The following is a 19,299-nucleotide window of genomic DNA, read 5'->3' as shown; positions in this document are numbered from 1 at the left end:
TTAGTCATCTTTCTTTTTATAACGAATTGTCGGCTGATGCTCACCTTTTGTGAACGCTTCAGTTGCTTTTCGTCTGCGTTCAGCCCGTAACTTTCTGTTTTTCTTAGCTTCTCTTTTATTATAATCAATATTCAAAGAAGCCCCTTTTTGGGTGTTGTCTTTCATATACATATACGAACCAACGTTATAAGCCGTACGTACAATCATTTGCCCAGCGACTGGTGACGTCATGTATAAGAATAAGATCGTTAATAGCGTTCTGACACTGAAGTAATCACGTGTAAACCAGAAATAAATAAATACACCAATTAATGAAAACAACACAGATAAGGTTGAACTTTTCGTTGCGGCGTGTGCACGCAAGAAGATATCATCAAACTTTAAAATACCGATGGCACTAATGAGAGCGACAATAGATCCCAACAAGATAAGGACAGCTGCGAATAAACTAACGATTTCGTTTATTATCAAAGATTCGTCCTCCTTCTACGAAGCGTGAGATACCAATGGTACTCAAGAATGCGAGGATAGCGATAATTAAGCTCGCATCTAAGAAAGTTAAGGTGTTTAAGACGATACTGAGTAAGCCTACAATAGAGATAATCATCGCACCAATACTATCAAATGCGACCACCCTGTTAGGTGTTGTCGGTCCTTTAATCACACGTATCAAAGCGATAATCACCGCAATACCGTAAATGACTAAAGCACTCCGTATCATCCAATTTATGACCATTTCAATCATTTGAGCACCTCCCATATCAAACGTTCATATTTCTTAATCTGCTTGGTTAAAACGGCTTTATCTTTTTCAGAAACATCGATCGCATGAATAAAGAAACGACTGCCATCAGGTGATACCCTGAGTACAAGCGAGCCTGGTGTCAACATGATTAACAAGGTCAATAAAGTAATCGCCCAGTCTCTTTTCAATGACGTTTCATAAATTAATAAACCTGGGTTCATGTCATGTGATTTAAATAAGATATAGTTGATGGTTGATAAACTCGATATCAACAGCTGCATATTATAAATCAAAATGAATTTAGAAATAATCCAGACTTTCTTTAAGTAGAAGACACGTTTAAAGAAGAATCGATGGATTAAATATACAATCGCAATACCAATCAGATATCCCGCAATAAATGTAGACAAGTGGAATTTATCTTCGTCTTGAAAGAGCGTCCATAGTACAGCAATTAAAATATTCAGGGTTAGTTGGGCTAACATTATTCCACCTCCACATTTGGGATAACTGATTTGATATAGTCACTAGGGTTTATATTAAATTCCGCCGCATGATGTGCGACATCTAAAATCCATTCGGCACAAAGCCCCATCAGGATAGTCGCAACTGTTAATAAAATCATCGCGATCAACTTATGCGGCAAGATTGGTTGTCGTTGGACTACAGGCATCTCTTCTCTACCGAAATACATATAGAAAAAGACTTTCAATAAACTATACATCGCAATCAAGCTGGTGATAATCATCAGTGCGACACCGACCACATACCCTTCAGCGAGTGCACCTTGTATAATCAGTAATTTCCCAGGAAATCCACTGAATGGCGGTACGCCGCCAATAGATAATGTGACAATAAATAAAATAATACCTAATGACGGATGCGTATGAATCAAACCGCCCATTTGTTTATAACTTCGGTAACCTGTTAAGACAACAAAGACGCCCATGACTAAGAATAATAAGGTCTTAATGATCATGTCATGACCGGCATAGAAAATCGCACCTGTCACACCTGCTTGATTCAAGGTACTGATACCCATGACTGAGAAGCCGATAGACAAGATAACTTGATAAGCAGCTATTTTTTTCACATCTTCATAACCCAGTACACCGATAGCACCAATAATCATCGTAATGATTGCCATATAATACATGAGTTGATGTGTAATATCAGGCTGTTGATCAAATAACAACACCATGACACGGATTAACGCATACACACCGACCTTTGTCATCAATCCCGCAAATAACGCAGCTAATTCAGTATTTAATGCGGCATAGGCTTTAGGCAGCCACATAAACATGACTAAAGCTGCTTTACCGCCGAACACGAAGATCATAATAATCGCAATCATTGTCATCATCGGCGGTTGGTCACTTTCACTTATCCGCATCGCTAAATGACCGAAGTTCAATGTGCCGAGTGTGCCATATAAATAAGCGACACCGATAAGGAAGAACCAAGAACTGACAACGTTCATTACGACATAAATGACACTCGCACGTAATTGTTCTAGTGTTTGACCAAGTGTTAATAAGACGAACGACGCAATCAACATAATTTCAAACATCACGTACAAGTTGAAAATATCAGCAGTTAAGAAACTGCCGTTGACACCTGTCAGCATAAATAGAATAAATGATGGTAAGAAATAGCGGTTCGCAAGATGTTCACGCTTACCAAAACCAAAATAAATAACACAAGTAACCACTAAGTTGGCAATTGTGACAAAGAAAATACTTAAAGTATCGCCGACAAATTGAATGCCGAATGGCGGCTGCCAATCACCAAAATTGATTACTAACGGTTGATGTTGATAGACATACGCTAATAAATAAGCTGAGACTGCTGTGTTGATGATTTGGATCGTAATCGCAATACGTCTCGTAACCATTAAACGTTCTTTAAAGAAGAACAAAATTAATCCTGTGACTAAAGGCAACAACAGTGGGATTAACATCATATTATTCATCGACATCATCATCCTCACCGCGTAACGCTTCAATTCGGTTTACCCGTGTCACTTTATAAGTACGATAGACTAAGACAAGTAAGAATGCGGAAACCGCAAATCCGATGACAATTGCGGTTAAAATCAACGCTTGTGGTAAGGGATCTACATAATTACTGCCTTCATCGTTAATAATCGGTACTTTTGTACCATCAAAGCCGCTCATCGCTAAAATGACTAGGTTTGCGACATGTGTATAAATGGCAGTACCTAAAACGATACGAATTAAGTTTTTCGATAAAATCATATACGTGCCTGCAAAAGTTAAAATACCAATAATTATAATAAGTATGACGTTCAACTTTTATCACCACTTATCGCAAGCATAATTGTCGTCACTGAACCGACGACTGTTAATAAAATACCGAATTCAAACAATGTCACACTTGAAAGATGCACTTTCTCTAAGTAAGGCAATGTGACGTAAACATCCTCATGTGACAATAAAGGGTGTCCAAAAAACATTGGCACGATTGCGGTAGCAATGGATAATAAAGAACCTGTAATCGTAACTGCTCTGAAATCCAGCGGCAGTGAACGAATGACCTTTTCAACATCAAAGGCTAGAAACATCAGGATAAACGCTGAACTGAAAACTAAACCGCCGATAAAGCCGCCACCTGGATTATCATGACCTGCTAAGAAAATATAAGAACCGAAGGTCAAAATAATGAAAACTGCTACTTTAGAAATCGTTTCTAATACAATGTCATTTTCGTGCATCTGAATCACCCTTTCTGATTTTGAATTTAATTAAGGAATAGATACCGAGACCCACTATCATAATGACAATGCCTTCTAACATGGTATCTAGTGCTCTGAAGTCTCCGAGAATTGCGTTGACAATATTTTTAGAACCTGCCAATTTATCACTATGTTCATAGAAACTTGAAATCTTATTAAACGCTTGTTCTTGTTGTGCAATAATCACAAACGTCACGACAAAGAGCGACATTAATAAAGCAATAGATAGCTTGACCGCTTCTTTCCCGACATGTACTTTATCTCGTCGTACGTTTGGTAAATGGTAAAAGACTAATAAGAATAAGATAGTCGTAATCGTTTCAATCACTAACTGTGTCATCGCCAAGTCTGGCGCTCTCATTAAGACAAAGACAATCGCAATCGTATAACCGATAACACCGTTAATAATAATCATCGCCATACGTTCACGTAAGAACACTAATGCAACAGATAAGAAAGCAATATTGGCAGTGACTAAAATTTCAAACCACGTAATCGGCTTCACTTTGAAACCTTCAACAGGTATCCAACCGACGCGAATAAAACCATAAGCCAACATACCGAAGAATAAGAAATAAATCACATGTAAGTATTGATTTAATCGGTTATTCATCATCAACTGCATCCCGCTTCTACTAAAACGCTCACTTCCGCTTAACATACCGCGATAGATACTGTTGATGGATAGAAACTCTGGTAACTTGTTGTAAACATTCATCCAACGTGAACGCCATAAGAGTAAAATACCCACGACATAAATCGTTAAGGTAATCCATAACTCAGGGCTTAAACCGTGCCATGCGGCAATGTGCGGAATAAATGGTGCCACTTTATCTGAATGTCCGATATCACGTAAGGCAGGACCGATTAAATATCGCCCTAAGACGTTCGGGATAATAAAGAATAATGGCATACCGAGTGTAATCACTGCCGGCGCAATATACAGTCCTACTGGCTCATGTTCAGGTACTTGCGGTAAGCCCTCTTTGTGTAACGGGCCAAAGAAAGTATCTTTGACTAAACGTAAGCTGTAAATGAACGTAAAGAGACTGGCAACCACACCAACAATCAACATCACAGAAACAAAGACTTGGTCATACATCGTAAGTTTTTTCGCGCTGACCAATGTCGCAAAGAACATTTCCTTTGATAAGAAACCATTAAATAACGGGAGACCTGCCATCGCCATTGCGCTGATGGTCATCATCACAGTTGTGACTGGCAAGAGTTTACGTAAACCCCCTAAACGCGATAAATCACGTGTGCCTGTTTCATGATCTACAATACCAACACCCATAAAGAGCACACTCTTAAAGAGCGCATGGTTGATTAAATGAAACAGTCCCGCAAATAAACTCGCAACATAAAAGGCTTGGAACCCTTGTGCTTGGTGACTATATGCTAAAAATCCAAAGCCGACCATCGACATAATCATGCCGAGTTGACTGATTGTGGAATAAGCAAGCAATCCTTTTAAATCACGTTGTCCAACTGCCACAAAGGAACCGACCATTAAAGTGATAATACCGATTGTGATAACAATATAAGCTACCCATGGCTCATAACCTAATATCGGTGTAAAACGAAATAGTAAGTATAATCCGGCTTTAACCATTGTCGCAGAGTGCAGGTAAGCACTGACAGGTGTCGGTGCTTCCATCGCATCTGGCAACCAGATATGAAATGGAAATTGTGCCGATTTCGTAAAGGCACCTAATAAAATAAAGACAACCGCAAGTGGGAACCAAGGAGATTCATACATCGTTTGGCGAACGGGAATTTGCACTAATTCAGAAATAGTATTTGTACCGGTAATGTTAAATAAAATAACAAACCCAACCATCATAAACATGCCGCCAAAGACAGTGATTAAGAATGATTTCATTGCGCCTGCCTGACTTGTTGGTCGGTTATACCAATAAGCAATTAATAAGAAAGACGCAATACTCGTTAACTCCCAAAATACGTACAGCAGTATGGTATTATTTGCTAGCACAACGCCTAACATCGCAAACATGAACATTAATAAATACACGTAGAACCTTGGCAAATCATCATGTGCTTTTGATAGGTATGCATTCGCATATAATACAACACCTGTACCAATTAAAGTGATTAACAAGGCAAAGATTAAAGACAAGCCATCTAATCTGAACGCAAAATTTACATCGATTGACGGCATCCACGGCAATGAAACCATAACCAGTTGATTGGCGGCGATGCGTGGAATCATGGTTATAAAATAAATTGCGCTGATAACGGGCGCACTTAACGCTATCCATCCAGCTTGTCTGCTTAAAGTTGTTCTGTACCGACCCGTGTTATGCGTAATTTCTTGTTGTGCTTGTTCTGATGCTGACGCTGGTCGTGCAGAACGATTCGGCAGGTTTGTCATGAGTACGAACAACATCACAACAATAATAAAGACAAACAGCCAAATAAGGCTCATAAGAAGTGAGACTCCTTTCTATAGTTGAGTTAAAGTCATATCTAAAAAATAAAAATTAAAGATCTAATTGAATCGTAATCGTGCGGTTTTGTTGCGGAACATCTATAAATTTGAGGGTCTCAGATAAAGTCTGATGACCGAGGTATTTTTGTATCACTGTAAGCGGTGTACCCGATTGGTACGCATGATAAGCAAAAGTTTTACGTAAAGATTGAAGACCGACTTGAGAGAGTCCATTTTGAACAGCAGCATCATGAATAATACGATACGCTTGTTGGCGAGAGAGCGGACGCTTTGTTTTCATAGAACGAAATAGATAATCGTCATGACCAATTCCTTTATCTTTCATAAATTCATCCAATTCCTCACATAACGATTGAGGCAACGGCACATTAATTTCAGATATCCCAGGTTGTCGCCAAACATTAATCACAGCCTGACAATGCTCATCTTGTGTTAAAACATCTAGTCCTTTTAAATGAATTAACGTACTAATTCTTAAACCTGTATGTATCGCTAAACGAAACAACAAATAATCACGCTGGTTATGTTCACGTAACGTTTCATACATCGCTTCAATGTCCGATTTATCTTTAATCGGCAACACACATTCCATGAAAAGCCCACTCCTTTCTAATTAACAAAATATTGCCACATTAAATTAATGATACTTAATCATTATAATTCATATTTAAGTAACATTAAAGTAACGAAGTCTCATTTTTTCAAAAAATTTAAAATCGTTTATTTGTTAAAAAGCATAAAAAAGAAGCGAGCCAAAGCTCACTTCTTACTATTAGTCTAATCGAATAGGTTTTTGATTTTCATTATTCCCAATTACGATTTTATTTGCGACTGCTTGTATTTGTGCTGATGATATGTTCATTTTCTTTAAATCAGAAATATTATATTCAGTAATACTGCCATCAGCTAATTTTTCAGGATAATTTTCATAGGCTGCTTGTGAACGCCAAACCGCAACTTTATCGCGAGACACACCAATATAAACTGCATATGGACCCGATTGCGGATCAAATGTATAAAACTTCATGCCTTCAGGTGCTTGAATCACAGTAGGTTCAAATCTCCCTTGTAATAAGCGCACTTCATTTACTTTGAAGTGGTGTATTTGATCTTGAACTATAGCCGAATATTTACCTTCTAACACTTCTTGCCCTGTGATATATTTTTGATCAAAATTCGGGTTCAATATCATCAATGCTACATTGTGTTTAATCTCTTGTTCTGTTAAAGGTCCTTTTTGTGTTTGCGGTTCTTCTTTTTGATTCTCTGTACTTTCTTTTGAAGTATTGGTTTGATTATTATTTTTTGTTTCTGATGTTACTTTGTCTTGTTTAGCGTTTGTTTCTTTTGTCTCTGTTTTCTGTTCTGATGACTTAGAAGTTTGTTTATCTTCTTGTGATTGTGTTCCACATGCGGCTAATAAAAGTAGACTCAAGATCATTGTGAGTATCATTCTAAGTTGTTTCATCTTTTACGCCTCAATTCTCAGGGACAAACTGTAATGTGTGCGGTGTTGCTTGATAGATATGTCGTGTTAGCGCATTGATTTCATTTGAATCGAGTTTCAACTGTTCAAGTTCTTTCACTTTAAAGACTTGTGTCTCTTCTTCTTGAATGAATTGATTATAATCTAATTTTACTTTTTGAGATACTGCATCTTCAGAACTGATTGTTGATTTACCAATAACGATTTCATTATCAGATACACCGATTACTGTTTTCTTGTCAGGATCTTTTGTATGTGTTACAAAATAATACTGCATGCCTTCAGGACCATTTTCAACTTGCGGTACTTCTAGAGATTGGAAAAGTACATAGTTTGGAATGCGCACTTGTTGACCGTCATCTGTTTTATAAGTTTTTTGTTTTAAATCTTTAGCATTAACGTAAGTTTTGTTTAATTTAGGGTCTAACAACATCATCGCGATATGTTTTCTATCCATATCTGCTTCAGGACCAGGTGCAAGAGCCTCAGGCCCTTTGACTTTACCGCCATCTCTTTCTAAATTTGGTTCTTCATTTTTCTTTGATGAATCTGAGGATTGAGCATCTTTTTCAGTGGCTTGTGTTGTTTTATCAGTTTCTTGTTGTGTTTGTTTAGTTTGTGCATTCTTATTTGTATCAGTGTCAGCATGTGCTTTGTCTTTTTTCTCCGCTTCATGCACTTCTATTTTTATATCTTGTTTAGTGTGGTACGTCGTATGTGTTTGTTTTTTCTCTTTAGGTGATTGGTCTTGTGATTGAGTGTCGGTTGTTTCTTCTTGTTTTTGGTCTGCTTGTTTTTCATTGTTGTCTTGATGGCCACAACTTGCTAAAAGTAGAGTTGAACAAAGCAGTCCAAGCAATAAATGATGTCGTTTCATGATGTATACCTCCCGATACTTTATTCTTTATATATATTATACATTAGAAGCTACTTTTCCACTATGTAATCCTTATCAAATTCGTCTTTTTAATAAGTTTTGTTTCTTGTCATTGCGGGAACTTATTAATTATGTAATTATAAATGAATTCAAAATTAATTTTGTTCATAACTTTGTAGAGAGAAAGGAGGCAATTTATGAGTGAGATTAAAGTAGGAATCATTGCTGCTCCAGGGTTTCCTATGGATTTATCAGAGACACTAGCTGAACAAATGCCTACTTCACTAAATAGTAAATTGAAAGAAGATATCAAATGGACTTTCGAATGTGTTTCTGACCCATTAATTGGTTCTGCTGAAGACGTCAACAAAAGTTTAGACGCAGCTCAATCTCTTAAAACCCATCATAAATGGGACTATGCGATTGTTGTGACAGACTTACCCATTGTCGAACAACGTAAAGTAATAGTAGGTAATTTAGATGAACCTATGGCTACTGGATTAATCTCAATTCCGGCTTTAGGTTTATTTGGTGTGAAACGTAAATTGAAACAATGTCTGCTTTATTTTGCGGAAATTATATATTTACATCAATCGAATGAGGATTATCAAACGAAAAAATTAAATCTTTCATTATTTACACGTGTAAAGCCCATTAGAAATATATTCGATGATAAACAAGAGAATGATATGGAAACGAAAGATGATCAAGAAGCCGGAGATGATACTTCACACTCCAAAACAACAACCAAGTTTATTTTAAACCCACTTATTATAAGTTGGATTTTATTATTAGCTGGAATGACCAGAGCCAATCAACCGCTTAAAGAAATTCCAAACTTCAAAAAGATTATTTCTATTTCCTTTGCGACAGCTACATACTTAACCATTTTCTCTACCCCATGGCAATTAAGTATTGAATATACTAACTTAAGATTTATCTTTATGACGACACTAGCCATTGGCGGAATGACCCTTTGGATTATGTATGCACACTCGTTATGGGAACATGAAACTTCGTTAACAACTAAAACTTATCGAACAGTTTACAATGTAACAACTGTCTTAACTCTATTGATTATTATTGTATTCAGCTATCTCATCTTATTCTTACTGCTTATAATCAGTGTCGCTTTATTCGTGCCGAATGATTTATATAACATGCAGACGATTAATGAAGGCCAGCGTACACTCGGACAGTTCTTGTACCTTGTATGGTTTGTGACATCACTTGGTTTCTTAGCAGGTGCTTTAGGCGCATCTGTCGAAAACGAAAAGAAAATTCGTGCTATGACTTACTCTTATCGTCAACGTGCACGCTATGAAGAAGCAAAAGAATGGGAAGCTTCCAATTACTATTCATCAGAATCACACCAAAAAGATAATGATGATAACGATCAAAACAATTAAAGAAAGGAGGCTGTAAATTTATGGAACAACTTGTCGTAGGCATTATCGCTTCACCTGGTATTGCGAATAAACTTTCGCATAAATTAGTAGACACATTACCCGGTTTATTAAATGACTACATTTCATCTCAATACGAATGGAAAATTGAAGTCATTGTTGATGCGTTAACAGGATCTGCAGAAGATGCAGACCAAGCCTATCAAAAAACTGAAGACTACTTAGATCGTTATAACTGGAACTATATTATCAGTTTAACTGACTTACCATTACTTCATGATAATGAGTCAGTCATCGCTGTTGATATCAACGAAGAAAACGGGGCTAGTATTATTTCAATTCCCGCTTATGGTTGGCGTCCTGTTACCAAACGTCTAGAAAGAACAGTGCTGACGATTATTCATGAAATCAATCTATTTTTCAGTGACAACCCAAATCAAAACAATGAAGATGAAAATCATCAAGCAACCTATCGAGAAATATTCCCTTTCTCTAAACTAAGAAAAATCCGTACTTACACTGATGATACACATACGATGCATATTCGTTATATTGTCGCATCTAAAACATCTGGTTACTTCCGTTTACTCAGTGGAATGACCTTTGCGAATAACCCATTAAGATTAATGCAAAGTATGAATAGTGTAATCGCAATCGCATTTACAACCGGCGCATCCGGTTTAATCTTCTCCACCATGTGGTCTTTAAGTAATACCTTTACCACATGGAGATTAACAGTCATGTCCCTCTTTGCGATTTTCGGTATGATTTTATGGATTATCTTAGCGCATAACTTATGGGAAAGTGAACGCTTCAGTATTAATAAACGTATTACGCGGTTGTATAATTTAACAACTCTGACCACACTGACAACGTCAGTCATTATTTATTATGTAACACTCTTTACAATATATTTGATTGCGGCTTCTGTATTATTACCAGCGCCTTTCTTAGGAAAGACTTTAGAACTCGGACATCCTGCCACATTTACTCTTTATGTGTCTATCGCATGGTTCGCAGCTTCTCTTTCAACAATTGCGGGTGCCATTGGTGCAGGTATGCGTAACGAAGAACTGGTACGAGAAAGTACGTATGGTTCTAGACAACAAATGAGAAAAGCCTTAATCAAAGAACGTTCTGATAATAACTAACTATTGAAATCAAGATGCAATGACATCTTGGTTTCTTTTTTTATTTACTACTCTTTTTATAGCGCGGTAGCCTCACGGTTGTCTGAGTTCAGACATCCCAACCTCTTAAAACCGCTTAATATCAGCACTTCTATACATAATACTTTAACCTCCAATTAAGTATCAAAGAAATAAGCAGTTTGTCTTGTAAGCGAATTATTTTTTGTAATTTTCTCACGCATGACAAAAAATTCACAAATTATTACCAAAAGACAAATTATAATGATTTGATATTTATGATACGCTATATTTAAGAATTCCTAAAAATTTTGTTAAAACTTGTTAAATAGTATCACTCGAAAACTTTACAATTTTAGCGAGGGAGCCGAGTTAAATGGAAATCAAACAGTATGTATTGCGTATCAAAAGCAAAATCCTATTACAGCCGACTGACTTGGTATTTCACAAAGGTGAAATCAATCATATTATTGGCAGAAATGAAGTTGGCAAGTCTCAATTAGCTAAAGATTTCGTACTCAATTACAGCGGTCATATGCGCCCAGAGATTACAGAAAACACAACTTTGATTAGTAATGCATCATGTATTCCAAGAGATATCACTAAAGATTTTCTCATTCAATTACTCAAGAGTTATTTTATTTGTACCGTCAAAATCGATTACTTGGGTGACTTGTTAGGGATTGAAACTATTCCTGATCACATCCCTATTCGAAAATTAAACAAAGGACAACAAGAAAAGCTGAAGCTATTAAGTTTTCTATCAGAAGACAAACCTATCATCATTTTAGATGAGATCACAAAAGACTTAGATGAAAAAACAGTTCACGACTTCTATACTTTCTTTAATAACTATATTTCGGATAATCCTGAAAAAGTAATTATCAATATTACACATAGCGCAAAAGATTTAACATACCTACCTGGTAAGTACTTTTTATTTAAAGACCTGACGATTGAAGAATATGATTCTAAAGAAGCAGTTGTCGATGAATACATTTGTTTCTAAAAACTTGAGGTGTACAAAATGAGGTTAGAGTTAAGAAAAACAGCGTTTAACAAAATAACACTGATTCTTGGTTCGCTTTTTTTATTACTATTCGTTTTAGGTTATGGCTTTACCACCTTTATGAATGATGGTCAAAGCTTGTCATATGGTGAATATTTCTTCAACACATATACGATTGCGGTAGAAACTGGATTCATACTCTTTTCATTCATCATCGCTTATTACTTCAATAAAGAGTATGCAGATCAAAACATCTTATTTTATAAGTTATTAGGAAATACAGACTTCACCTTCTTTTACAAAAAGATGTTTGTCATTTTCTTAGAATGCTTTGTATTTGTATGTATTGGCATCACTGTCATTTCTTTGATGTTTGGTAATTTCTCGCATTATTTCTTTTTAATCATCATGTTTTCTTTATTAATCTTGCAGTATATCTTAATCATTGGAACAATCAGTATTTTAATTTCCAAAATTTTAATCAGTGTTATTGTCAGTCTAATCTATTGGGTTATTTCTATTGTCTTAGTAATGCTTAATCCAACCATCTTCGGCATCCTTGCGCCTTTTGAAGCAAGCAATGTCATGTACCCTAACGTCGATGCTACATTGAATGGAGATACCTTAGCACTGACTTCTTACGATATTACATTACTGATTGTTTATTTCTTTTTACTCTTTGCGATCAACTTCGTCGTACTTTTCTTTGCGCGAAAACGTTGGTTGCAATTAGGGCTATAACTTGAAAACATAAACAAGAGGCAGAGTTAAATCCGCCTCTTTTTTCTACATACTCCCTAATAGAAAGGTGTGTACATTAAATATGAATGACTCAATGTTCTGGAAACCTTTCATGATACCTGTGTATTTAATGGTTGCCTTTTTAGGTTTTCTATTATTTAAATTTTATATCCAAGCAAACATGACTTCTATTATTTTAATTGTCGGTCCATTAATTTATGTGGCAATTGCTTCTATCATTTATAACACTAATCGTAAAAGACAAAATAAATAGCGTTGTATATTTTTAAATAACTGTTGTGCTATCATTCTGCAAAATTGATTCACAACAGTTATTTATATATTTAACTATTTTCGTTTTCTACTTCTGTCAGCATAAAGCGCAGCAATTTATCAACTTGAGGATCTTTGATGAAATAATACGCCATTTTCCCTTCTTTGCGGAAATCTATAACTTCTTTTTTATAGAGTATGCGTAAATGATGAGAAGTAGAGGCAATACTCATTTGAAGCAATTTCGCAATGTCGCAAACACACAGTTTCTCTTCTTCAAGCAACGCAAATAAAATCGTTAATTTCTTTTTATCACCTATTGCGTTTAAAGTATTCATTGCCTTAATAGTGTGTGTTTCACTTAAAAAGTCAGAAGCATTTTTCACTTTATCTTCATGCACATACATGATGTCACATTGTTCATTAGACACCTATCTCCCATCCTTTCTATGAAACAAAGCTTAACAATGTTTGTATGGTTTTGTTTTCAATCAAAATGTATAAACCTAAGCCAATATAGATAATTGCCATAATCCATCGATTATATTTCTCCACAGTTTCACCAATACCTGGGACTTTTGCTAATTTTTGTGCAGAGAATACCAATAAGAAAATCATGAATACAAATACAATTAATGTCACAATAACTTGCGCTAAAGTCAAACTGACAAAGTACGGTACAAATAAACCGATATTATCTGCTCCACAGCTTGCTAGGGTAACAAGCGCAACAATGCCAACTAATTTGGACAGTCCTTTTTTATCCAACTCTCTCTTGGCACGTGCTTCCCCTTCACAATCATCAAATAATGCAACTTTGATTCCTAAATATAGAGGGATGATACCTAATAAACCTAACATCCATTTCTCAGGTACATAGTGTAAGACAAACGCAAAAAACAAACTGATGACAATTAAGGCACCTGAACCTAAAAACTGTCCAATATAAATATCACGATACTCACGTTTGGTTTGTGCACGTGCGAAATAAATCAACAAAATCACTAATAAATCTAAAGCAGTCGCTGTATAAAGTATAACTGCAGTCAAAGCGGTCTGTATCACTTTGTCACCTCATTCAAAAATAAATTTGAATGTATTATAACACTCTAAAAGTTAAAATCACAGGTCATAATAAAAAGACCTTCATATAACGAAGGTCTTGAACTCTATCATTATGAACGCAGTATCTTTTTAACAGCTTTCGCAAATTGTTTAGGTTGTTGTGCATAACCGTAATGTCCACCTGTAACTTGAAACAGATTTGCATTTAAGCTATGCGCAAAATATTTAGCCGCTTCATATCCTAGCGATTCTTTCGATTGTTCACCTTGCAAGAACTTGATTGAAACATCTTCGGCCTTCAAAGTTTCTATATCAATTTGATAATTCAAATATTGCCGGAGTTCATATTGAAGCCAAATGTTTGTTGATTCACCACTGCGTATTTGTGAAGTGCTCGGTGAACAAACCGCACAAGGAGCAATCGTATTCTCTACTAACACCTGCATATCTGAGTGCGAAGGATTAATCAAACGTTCATACTGACGCATTGCAGCCGGCACTCCTTCAATCATTGCAGTACGTGCGATTTGTTCAGTTTGCGGCACATAATCTTCTCTGTTTGGAAGTACAGAAGTATTTAAAGGCTCATGAACAAGTAATGTCTTAACCAATTCTGGATACATACACGCAAATTCTAATGCAGGCACAGCACCTGTGTCTGTCGCAAAAAGATAAACAGGATGATTACTAAGCGTTTGTATTAATGTTTTAATATCTTCGACATCCATGGTTAAACAATACGTATCTTTGGTGTTTGCGATAGAACTTGGTAAAGCCGTTAACAATTCACTTGCTCCATAACCTCGTCTATCAGGTAAGACAACAGTAAAATGATCTTCTAGCTTATGTGCTAAATCCAAATAACTATCATTGATTCCGCTAGCGCCAGTAATACATAACAAAATCGGTCCATGTCCCATCATGTCATAACGAATGATTGCATTATTTGTTTCTAAAGCATACATTTCTCTCATTCCTTTAACTCCATCATTACTATCATCATACCTCAATCTTCATCAACATATAAATCAACTGCATCTCTTGTCTGACTTAAATGTGCGATATGATTTGTATAGTCTTTCGCAAGATATGTGTAGAATAAAGTGTCTACAGTGATGAGCTGTGCGATTAACGAACTTGTTGCGGCTAATCGCAAACTACGATCTGAGCTTGCGTCATGGAACAAACACTCATCCGCTTCATTGGCGAGTTCTGAATCTTTTCGACTGGTCATACCGATAACCGGAACATGATAATGGCGCGCGACTTGCGCTAACTTTAATGTTTCTCGGTTTTGGCCTGAATTTGAGATACCTATCATTAAAGTACCTTCATTGTTACTTCCAGCTAGCGTTGTAGCGATAATGTGTGCATCCGAACTATGAACAACATTCATGCCAGCTCTTGTAAATTTTTGAAAGATATCTTCTGCCACAATATGACTTGCGCCTACTCCAAACACAACTAACTTCTTACATTGTCTTAATTTTTCAGCAATCGTTTCTAACGTTTGATCATCTAATAAAGTTTCTGTTGTTTTCAGAGTATACGCTGCTCGATTGAACAGTTTACTTTTAATTTCATTAGCAGGTTCATCTTGCTCCATTTCTTGATACACACTAGCCTGATGATTAGGTAAATAACTCGAAATGGCTAACTTCAAATCCACTAGCCCTTTGAATCCTAATTTATGCACACAACGGATAACAGTAGCTGAACTTGTTTGCGTTTCTTTACCTAACGCTTGTGCACTCATTTCTAATACCGCTTCCGGTGCTTCAATCAAATATCGTGCCACTTGTTGTTCGTTTTTAGTCAGTTGTTCCATCTGTTCTTCAATATAAATTAATAGTTGTTCATTTCCCATATGTTTTACAGCTCTTCTTCAACATCTTGAGGTGCAGTCATTTCTTTTGTTGTTCCGAAGAAGTATGTTGCGATAAATCCTCCCGCATATGCAGCTAATATTCCTGCAATGTAGCCTAAATACATATTGTCATAAATTAAAGGAATCAATGATAAACCACTCGGTCCAATCGCAACAGCACCAATGTGTCCGATACCACCGATAACAGCACCGCCGATACCTCCACCAATACATGCTGTAATGAATGGACGGCCTAATGGTAAAGTCACACCATAAATTAAAGGTTCTCCAATACCTAATATTCCTGCAGGTAACGCACCTTTTAATAAACGAATAATCTTTTTGTTCTTACGGCATCTTACCCAAAGCGCTAATGCCGCACCGACTTGGCCTGCACCTGCCATCGCAAGAATCGGTAATAAGAAAGTTGCATGATCTTGGTTGATCATTTCTATATGAATCGGTGTTAAAACTTGATGTAAACCAAACATAACTAATGGCAAGAATGTCGCACCAAGGATAAAGCCGCTAAATGCGCCGCCGATATCTAGCACCCAGTTAATAATACCTAATAGACCTTCTGAAATTACACCCGCTATCGGCATAATTAAGAATATCGTCGCAAGTCCCATAATTAATAAGGTAATCGTAGGTGTCACAATAATATCCACCGCATTCGGAATAATTTTATGCAGACGTTTTTCAACAATTGATAGTAACCAAACCGCAAAGATGACACCGATGACCCCACCTTGTCCAGGCGCTAATGCTTCACCGTTAAAGATATTATGCAATGGTTGTTCAGGTGTCATGCCTGTCAACATGGTAGTACCACCAATCACACCGCCGAGTCCTGGAGTTGCGCCAAATTCTCTAGCCGCATTAATCCCTACATAGATGACTAAGTATGCTAGCAAACCACTTTTGATAATATCAAAGACTAAAGTCAACTGCTTCCACATCGCACCTTCAATATAACCAGCAGACAATAGGTTCGTCAGCACTGCCGCTATACCACCGATTAATCCTGCACCAACAAATGCCGGAATTAAAGGTACAAAAATATTTGCGATTACTCTCAGTACTTTTTTCCATTTAGACTTTTTCTGTTTTTCCTTCATCTGACTTTTAAAGAGTTGTGCTTCTGATTCTACATGTTCTTTATCTGTTTGATGCGAAGGTTCATGATGAACGATTTTTTCACCTAAAGGTGTGCCAATCATTTCGCTCATTTCATGTGCGACCTTATTGACAGTACCTGGACCTACAATAACTTGTAGTGTTTCGTCTTCTACTACTCCCATGACACCGTCTATTGCTTTGAGTCCTTCTAGATTCACTTTAGAGTAATCAATAATATCCATACGTACACGTGTCATACAATGAATCACACGTTCTAAATTTGCTTTGCCGCCAACATTATTTAATATTTCCTGGGCAATCTTTTTTTCTTTTGACATTGTTGTTCAGCTCCTCATGTTTTTCTGATAAAACCATTCGCTTTTTCTAAACGTTCAACAGCTTCTTCATACGTAATATCATGTAATCCCATAACAATTGCCGCTTTCACATGACCGTTACTGTCATGAAATAACTTTTTACTCTCAGATTCTGAAGTATTAACCACTTCTGAAATGATATTTAACGCACGTCTTCTCAATTTTTCATTTGTCGGTTGAACATCTACCATTAAGTTTTCATAAACTTTACCGATACCGACCATTGCGCCAGTTGATATCATATTCAACACTAACTTTTGTGCTGTTCCAGACTTCAAGCGTGTAGAACCTGTCAGAATTTCAGGACCCACCTCTATTTCAATCGCAATATCCGCAACTGCACCAATCGCTGTATTTTTATTACAAGCAATCGCTGCTGTGTTCGCACCTATCGTATTCGCGTACTCTAGCCCGCCAATGACATAAGGCGTTCTGCCACTCGCTGCTAATCCGATCACTGTATCAGTTTCATTAAGTTTAAGGTGCTTTAAATCTTGTTCGCCAAGTGTTTTACTATCTTCAGCACCTTCTACAGCTTCAGTCATTGCTTTAGCACCACCTGCGATTAAACCAATCACATCATCTCGAGTTACACCGAAAGTCGGTACACACTCAGCAGCATCTAACACACCTAGCCTGCCGCTCGTACCTGCACCCATATAAATCAATCTGCCACCTTGCTTAAATCCTTCAATAACAGTATCAATCACACGTGCAATAGACGTATTTTCTTTCGCAATCGCTTGTGCTACGGTTTGATCTTCTTGGTTCATCAAAGCAACAAAATCTTCAGTACTTAATTCATCTAGATGCATCGTTTTCTCATTACGTTGCTCAGTTGTCATTTTATTAATGTCCATGACTTTCCTCCTCAACTGAAACGAATTCAAATGCGGTATTCGACCCAATCATATTTATACAATCTAAATCACGGGCATCGACATAACCTAATACATTGACCGCTTCATCCTTAGGTAAATCACACCTTACAATTTGAAGTTCATTCATATAACGACCATATAATGCATTGTCTATCGTCACAGCACCTTTTCGACGTTCTACTACATTATGCGGCGATACTTCTTCAGTAAATGTTTTTCTTGCCTCAATGGCTCTCACAACATCACGTGCGACATCTGGTCGATTATGATAAGTCCCTAAATATTTACTGTCTGAGCTTAAATTTGTTCGTAAAACAACACGGTTTAATCTGAAATACGTATCGAATTGATGAATCATAAAATCGTCAATTTGACTGTCTCCCACACAAGCAATATCACACAAATCCTCTTCCAGCTCGACTGCTGCGGCTAATGGATGATACTGACGATGGTCTTCTAGTGTTGGTAAACCGCGATAGATAGGTCCTCTTAATTGAGTACCAGGGACAAACGCCATGATTTGAATTTCAGGAAATGCTCCTTTTAATCGCTCGTTTATATGTTGAAAGAAAGTACGTTCCAAGCCTGTATCAGGTCTAGGATAATAATTATGTGCAACTAAGATATTCTCTTGAGAAATTGCGCGATCACTCAACTCACGTAGAATTTGAAATGCATCTGTGCTCGCATTCAACATCACTGAATATTTTGCTTCTACATACTCTGCCAAACTATTTATATCGACCGCTTCATCCAAACGAACAATATCAATGCCCACATCACGAATCGATTCTGGTTCACTCAAAGACAAACCCAGTTGATGCAGTGTTTGTCCATTCACATCAGCAATAATTTGTGCACGGTTCCCATTTATTACGGCTAACTGTTTTAACCGCGTCAAATACGTATCTTGGTCATCTTCTGGAATTTGAAGTGATGTAAATATATATCGAAATCCATGATTCAACATTTTGTCGATATATGTTTCGTCAAATGCTTCTCCTAAATAGACAGAAAACCCTAAGTCCAATCCAACCACCTCTTTTAAAAGTTTTATTTTCATTTAAATCA

At 36.7% G+C, this 19,299-nt stretch carries 22 protein-coding genes; 5 read left to right on the top strand and 17 right to left on the bottom strand.

The annotated features are described in order from the left end of the window. From HMPREF3031_RS11055 to HMPREF3031_RS11010, 10 genes are all read right to left on the bottom strand, one after another. Positions 1–471: a Na+/H+ antiporter subunit G gene (locus tag HMPREF3031_RS11055; RefSeq protein WP_070724938.1), complete on the bottom strand. Its 471-nt coding sequence runs from the start codon at positions 469–471 to the stop codon at positions 1–3. Then, positions 449–745: a Na(+)/H(+) antiporter subunit F1 gene (locus HMPREF3031_RS11050; protein WP_002479961.1), complete on the bottom strand. Its 297-nt coding sequence runs from the start codon at positions 743–745 to the stop codon at positions 449–451. Before HMPREF3031_RS11050 ends, HMPREF3031_RS11055 begins: the two co-directional genes overlap by 23 nt. Continuing rightward, positions 742–1,230 carry a Na+/H+ antiporter subunit E gene (locus HMPREF3031_RS11045; protein ID WP_002479962.1) on the bottom strand — a complete coding sequence of 163 codons (489 nt, stop codon included), beginning with the start codon at positions 1,228–1,230 and terminating at the stop codon, positions 742–744. Before HMPREF3031_RS11045 ends, HMPREF3031_RS11050 begins: the two co-directional genes overlap by 4 nt. Beyond that, positions 1,230–2,726: a Na+/H+ antiporter subunit D gene (locus HMPREF3031_RS11040; RefSeq protein ID WP_002479963.1), complete on the bottom strand. Its 1,497-nt coding sequence runs from the start codon at positions 2,724–2,726 to the stop codon at positions 1,230–1,232. Before HMPREF3031_RS11040 ends, HMPREF3031_RS11045 begins: the two co-directional genes overlap by 1 nt. Then, positions 2,713–3,060 (bottom strand): Na(+)/H(+) antiporter subunit C, encoded by a 348-nt coding sequence (locus tag HMPREF3031_RS11035; RefSeq protein WP_023015572.1) that lies wholly within the window; start codon positions 3,058–3,060, stop codon positions 2,713–2,715. Before HMPREF3031_RS11035 ends, HMPREF3031_RS11040 begins: the two co-directional genes overlap by 14 nt. Next, entirely contained in the window at positions 3,057–3,482 is a 426-nt protein-coding gene (locus HMPREF3031_RS11030; RefSeq protein WP_002479965.1) for a monovalent cation/H+ antiporter subunit B, read from the bottom strand. Before HMPREF3031_RS11030 ends, HMPREF3031_RS11035 begins: the two co-directional genes overlap by 4 nt. Continuing rightward, on the bottom strand, positions 3,469–5,952 hold the full coding sequence (locus tag HMPREF3031_RS11025) for a DUF4040 family protein (protein WP_002479966.1): 2,484 nt from the start codon (positions 5,950–5,952) through the stop codon (positions 3,469–3,471). The genes HMPREF3031_RS11030 and HMPREF3031_RS11025 overlap by 14 nt, the downstream gene beginning before the upstream one ends. A 55-nt stretch (positions 5,953–6,007) precedes the next feature. Next, a complete protein-coding gene (locus HMPREF3031_RS11020) occupies positions 6,008–6,568 on the bottom strand; it encodes a tyrosine-type recombinase/integrase (protein WP_002479967.1) in 561 nt (186 codons plus the stop codon). Positions 6,569–6,748: 180 nt separating this feature from the next. Next, entirely contained in the window at positions 6,749–7,444 is a 696-nt protein-coding gene (locus tag HMPREF3031_RS11015) for a hypothetical protein (RefSeq protein WP_002479968.1), read from the bottom strand. Positions 7,445–7,454: 10 nt separating this feature from the next. Beyond that, positions 7,455–8,339, bottom strand: a complete 885-nt coding sequence (locus tag HMPREF3031_RS11010; protein ID WP_070724935.1) for a hypothetical protein — start codon at positions 8,337–8,339, stop codon at positions 7,455–7,457. Between the two features lie 197 nt (positions 8,340–8,536). Between HMPREF3031_RS11010 and HMPREF3031_RS11005 the strand changes: the two genes are divergently transcribed. From HMPREF3031_RS11005 to HMPREF3031_RS10985, 5 genes are all read left to right on the top strand, one after another. Next, on the top strand, positions 8,537–9,748 hold the full coding sequence (locus HMPREF3031_RS11005) for a hypothetical protein (RefSeq protein WP_070684186.1): 1,212 nt from the start codon (positions 8,537–8,539) through the stop codon (positions 9,746–9,748). 20 nt (positions 9,749–9,768) lie between these two features. Then, entirely contained in the window at positions 9,769–10,896 is a 1,128-nt protein-coding gene (locus HMPREF3031_RS11000; RefSeq protein ID WP_002479971.1) for a hypothetical protein, read from the top strand. A gap of 373 nt (positions 10,897–11,269) precedes the next feature. Continuing rightward, entirely contained in the window at positions 11,270–11,902 is a 633-nt protein-coding gene (locus HMPREF3031_RS10995) for an ATP-binding cassette domain-containing protein (protein WP_002479972.1), read from the top strand. Positions 11,903–11,920: 18 nt separating this feature from the next. After that, complete coding sequence (locus HMPREF3031_RS10990; protein ID WP_002479973.1) at positions 11,921–12,643, top strand: hypothetical protein; 723 nt, start codon at positions 11,921–11,923, stop codon at positions 12,641–12,643. Between the two features lie 82 nt (positions 12,644–12,725). Further along, positions 12,726–12,917 carry a hypothetical protein gene (locus HMPREF3031_RS10985; protein WP_037556083.1) on the top strand — a complete coding sequence of 64 codons (192 nt, stop codon included), beginning with the start codon at positions 12,726–12,728 and terminating at the stop codon, positions 12,915–12,917. 70 nt (positions 12,918–12,987) lie between these two features. On the opposite strand, the gene HMPREF3031_RS10980 is transcribed toward HMPREF3031_RS10985, so the two are convergent. The 7 genes from HMPREF3031_RS10980 to HMPREF3031_RS10950 form a co-directional block, all read right to left on the bottom strand. After that, positions 12,988–13,323 carry an ArsR/SmtB family transcription factor gene (locus HMPREF3031_RS10980; RefSeq protein WP_242543498.1) on the bottom strand — a complete coding sequence of 112 codons (336 nt, stop codon included), beginning with the start codon at positions 13,321–13,323 and terminating at the stop codon, positions 12,988–12,990. A 40-nt stretch (positions 13,324–13,363) separates the two neighbouring features. Continuing rightward, a complete protein-coding gene (locus tag HMPREF3031_RS10975; RefSeq protein ID WP_070724932.1) occupies positions 13,364–13,981 on the bottom strand; it encodes a CadD family cadmium resistance transporter in 618 nt (205 codons plus the stop codon). 110 nt (positions 13,982–14,091) lie between these two features. Beyond that, positions 14,092–14,955 carry an alpha/beta fold hydrolase gene (locus HMPREF3031_RS10970; protein WP_002479977.1) on the bottom strand — a complete coding sequence of 288 codons (864 nt, stop codon included), beginning with the start codon at positions 14,953–14,955 and terminating at the stop codon, positions 14,092–14,094. Between the two features lie 32 nt (positions 14,956–14,987). Then, entirely contained in the window at positions 14,988–15,848 is an 861-nt protein-coding gene (locus tag HMPREF3031_RS10965) for a MurR/RpiR family transcriptional regulator (RefSeq protein ID WP_002479978.1), read from the bottom strand. 5 nt (positions 15,849–15,853) lie between these two features. Beyond that, positions 15,854–17,308 carry a PTS transporter subunit EIIC gene (locus tag HMPREF3031_RS10960; RefSeq protein ID WP_002479979.1) on the bottom strand — a complete coding sequence of 485 codons (1,455 nt, stop codon included), beginning with the start codon at positions 17,306–17,308 and terminating at the stop codon, positions 15,854–15,856. Positions 17,309–17,322: 14 nt separating this feature from the next. Next, positions 17,323–18,207, bottom strand: coding sequence for an N-acetylmuramic acid 6-phosphate etherase (murQ, locus tag HMPREF3031_RS10955; RefSeq protein WP_002479980.1), 885 nt, complete (start codon positions 18,205–18,207; stop codon positions 17,323–17,325). After that, positions 18,197–19,291 carry a MupG family TIM beta-alpha barrel fold protein gene (locus HMPREF3031_RS10950; protein ID WP_070684182.1) on the bottom strand — a complete coding sequence of 365 codons (1,095 nt, stop codon included), beginning with the start codon at positions 19,289–19,291 and terminating at the stop codon, positions 18,197–18,199. Before HMPREF3031_RS10950 ends, murQ begins: the two co-directional genes overlap by 11 nt. Between the last annotated feature and the right edge of the window lie 8 nt (positions 19,292–19,299).

This window comes from Staphylococcus sp. HMSC072B07, from assembly GCF_001815505.1.
In the GTDB taxonomy this organism is placed as follows: domain Bacteria; phylum Bacillota; class Bacilli; order Staphylococcales; family Staphylococcaceae; genus Staphylococcus; species Staphylococcus simulans.
Note: the sequence above shows the minus strand (reverse complement) of the source record. Positions and strands in the feature narration are given on the sequence as shown.

Excerpts from the sequence above, each read along its gene's own strand:
- HMPREF3031_RS11000 (WP_002479971.1), top strand. The coding sequence starts at position 9,769 with ATGGAACAACTTGTCGTAGGCATTATCGCTTCACCTGGTATTGCGAAT.
- HMPREF3031_RS10995 (WP_002479972.1), top strand. The coding sequence starts at position 11,270 with ATGGAAATCAAACAGTATGTATTGCGTATCAAAAGCAAAATCCTATTA.
- HMPREF3031_RS11030 (WP_002479965.1), bottom strand. The coding sequence starts at position 3,482 with ATGCACGAAAATGACATTGTATTAGAAACGATTTCTAAAGTAGCAGTT.
- HMPREF3031_RS11050 (WP_002479961.1), bottom strand. The coding sequence starts at position 745 with ATGATTGAAATGGTCATAAATTGGATGATACGGAGTGCTTTAGTCATT.
- HMPREF3031_RS11045 (WP_002479962.1), bottom strand. The coding sequence starts at position 1,230 with ATGTTAGCCCAACTAACCCTGAATATTTTAATTGCTGTACTATGGACG.
- HMPREF3031_RS11010 (WP_070724935.1), bottom strand. The coding sequence starts at position 8,339 with ATGAAACGACATCATTTATTGCTTGGACTGCTTTGTTCAACTCTACTT.
- HMPREF3031_RS10970 (WP_002479977.1), bottom strand. The coding sequence starts at position 14,955 with ATGAGAGAAATGTATGCTTTAGAAACAAATAATGCAATCATTCGTTAT.
- HMPREF3031_RS10960 (WP_002479979.1), bottom strand. The coding sequence starts at position 17,308 with ATGTCAAAAGAAAAAAAGATTGCCCAGGAAATATTAAATAATGTTGGC.
- HMPREF3031_RS10980 (WP_242543498.1), bottom strand. The coding sequence starts at position 13,323 with ATGTATGTGCATGAAGATAAAGTGAAAAATGCTTCTGACTTTTTAAGT.
- HMPREF3031_RS11020 (WP_002479967.1), bottom strand. The coding sequence starts at position 6,568 with ATGGAATGTGTGTTGCCGATTAAAGATAAATCGGACATTGAAGCGATG.
- murQ (WP_002479980.1), bottom strand. The coding sequence starts at position 18,207 with ATGGACATTAATAAAATGACAACTGAGCAACGTAATGAGAAAACGATG.
- HMPREF3031_RS11025 (WP_002479966.1), bottom strand. The coding sequence starts at position 5,952 with ATGAGCCTTATTTGGCTGTTTGTCTTTATTATTGTTGTGATGTTGTTC.
- HMPREF3031_RS10990 (WP_002479973.1), top strand. The coding sequence starts at position 11,921 with ATGAGGTTAGAGTTAAGAAAAACAGCGTTTAACAAAATAACACTGATT.
- HMPREF3031_RS10950 (WP_070684182.1), bottom strand. The coding sequence starts at position 19,291 with ATGAAAATAAAACTTTTAAAAGAGGTGGTTGGATTGGACTTAGGGTTT.
- HMPREF3031_RS11005 (WP_070684186.1), top strand. The coding sequence starts at position 8,537 with ATGAGTGAGATTAAAGTAGGAATCATTGCTGCTCCAGGGTTTCCTATG.
- HMPREF3031_RS10985 (WP_037556083.1), top strand. The coding sequence starts at position 12,726 with ATGAATGACTCAATGTTCTGGAAACCTTTCATGATACCTGTGTATTTA.
- HMPREF3031_RS11015 (WP_002479968.1), bottom strand. The coding sequence starts at position 7,444 with ATGAAACAACTTAGAATGATACTCACAATGATCTTGAGTCTACTTTTA.
- HMPREF3031_RS11040 (WP_002479963.1), bottom strand. The coding sequence starts at position 2,726 with ATGTCGATGAATAATATGATGTTAATCCCACTGTTGTTGCCTTTAGTC.
- HMPREF3031_RS10965 (WP_002479978.1), bottom strand. The coding sequence starts at position 15,848 with ATGGGAAATGAACAACTATTAATTTATATTGAAGAACAGATGGAACAA.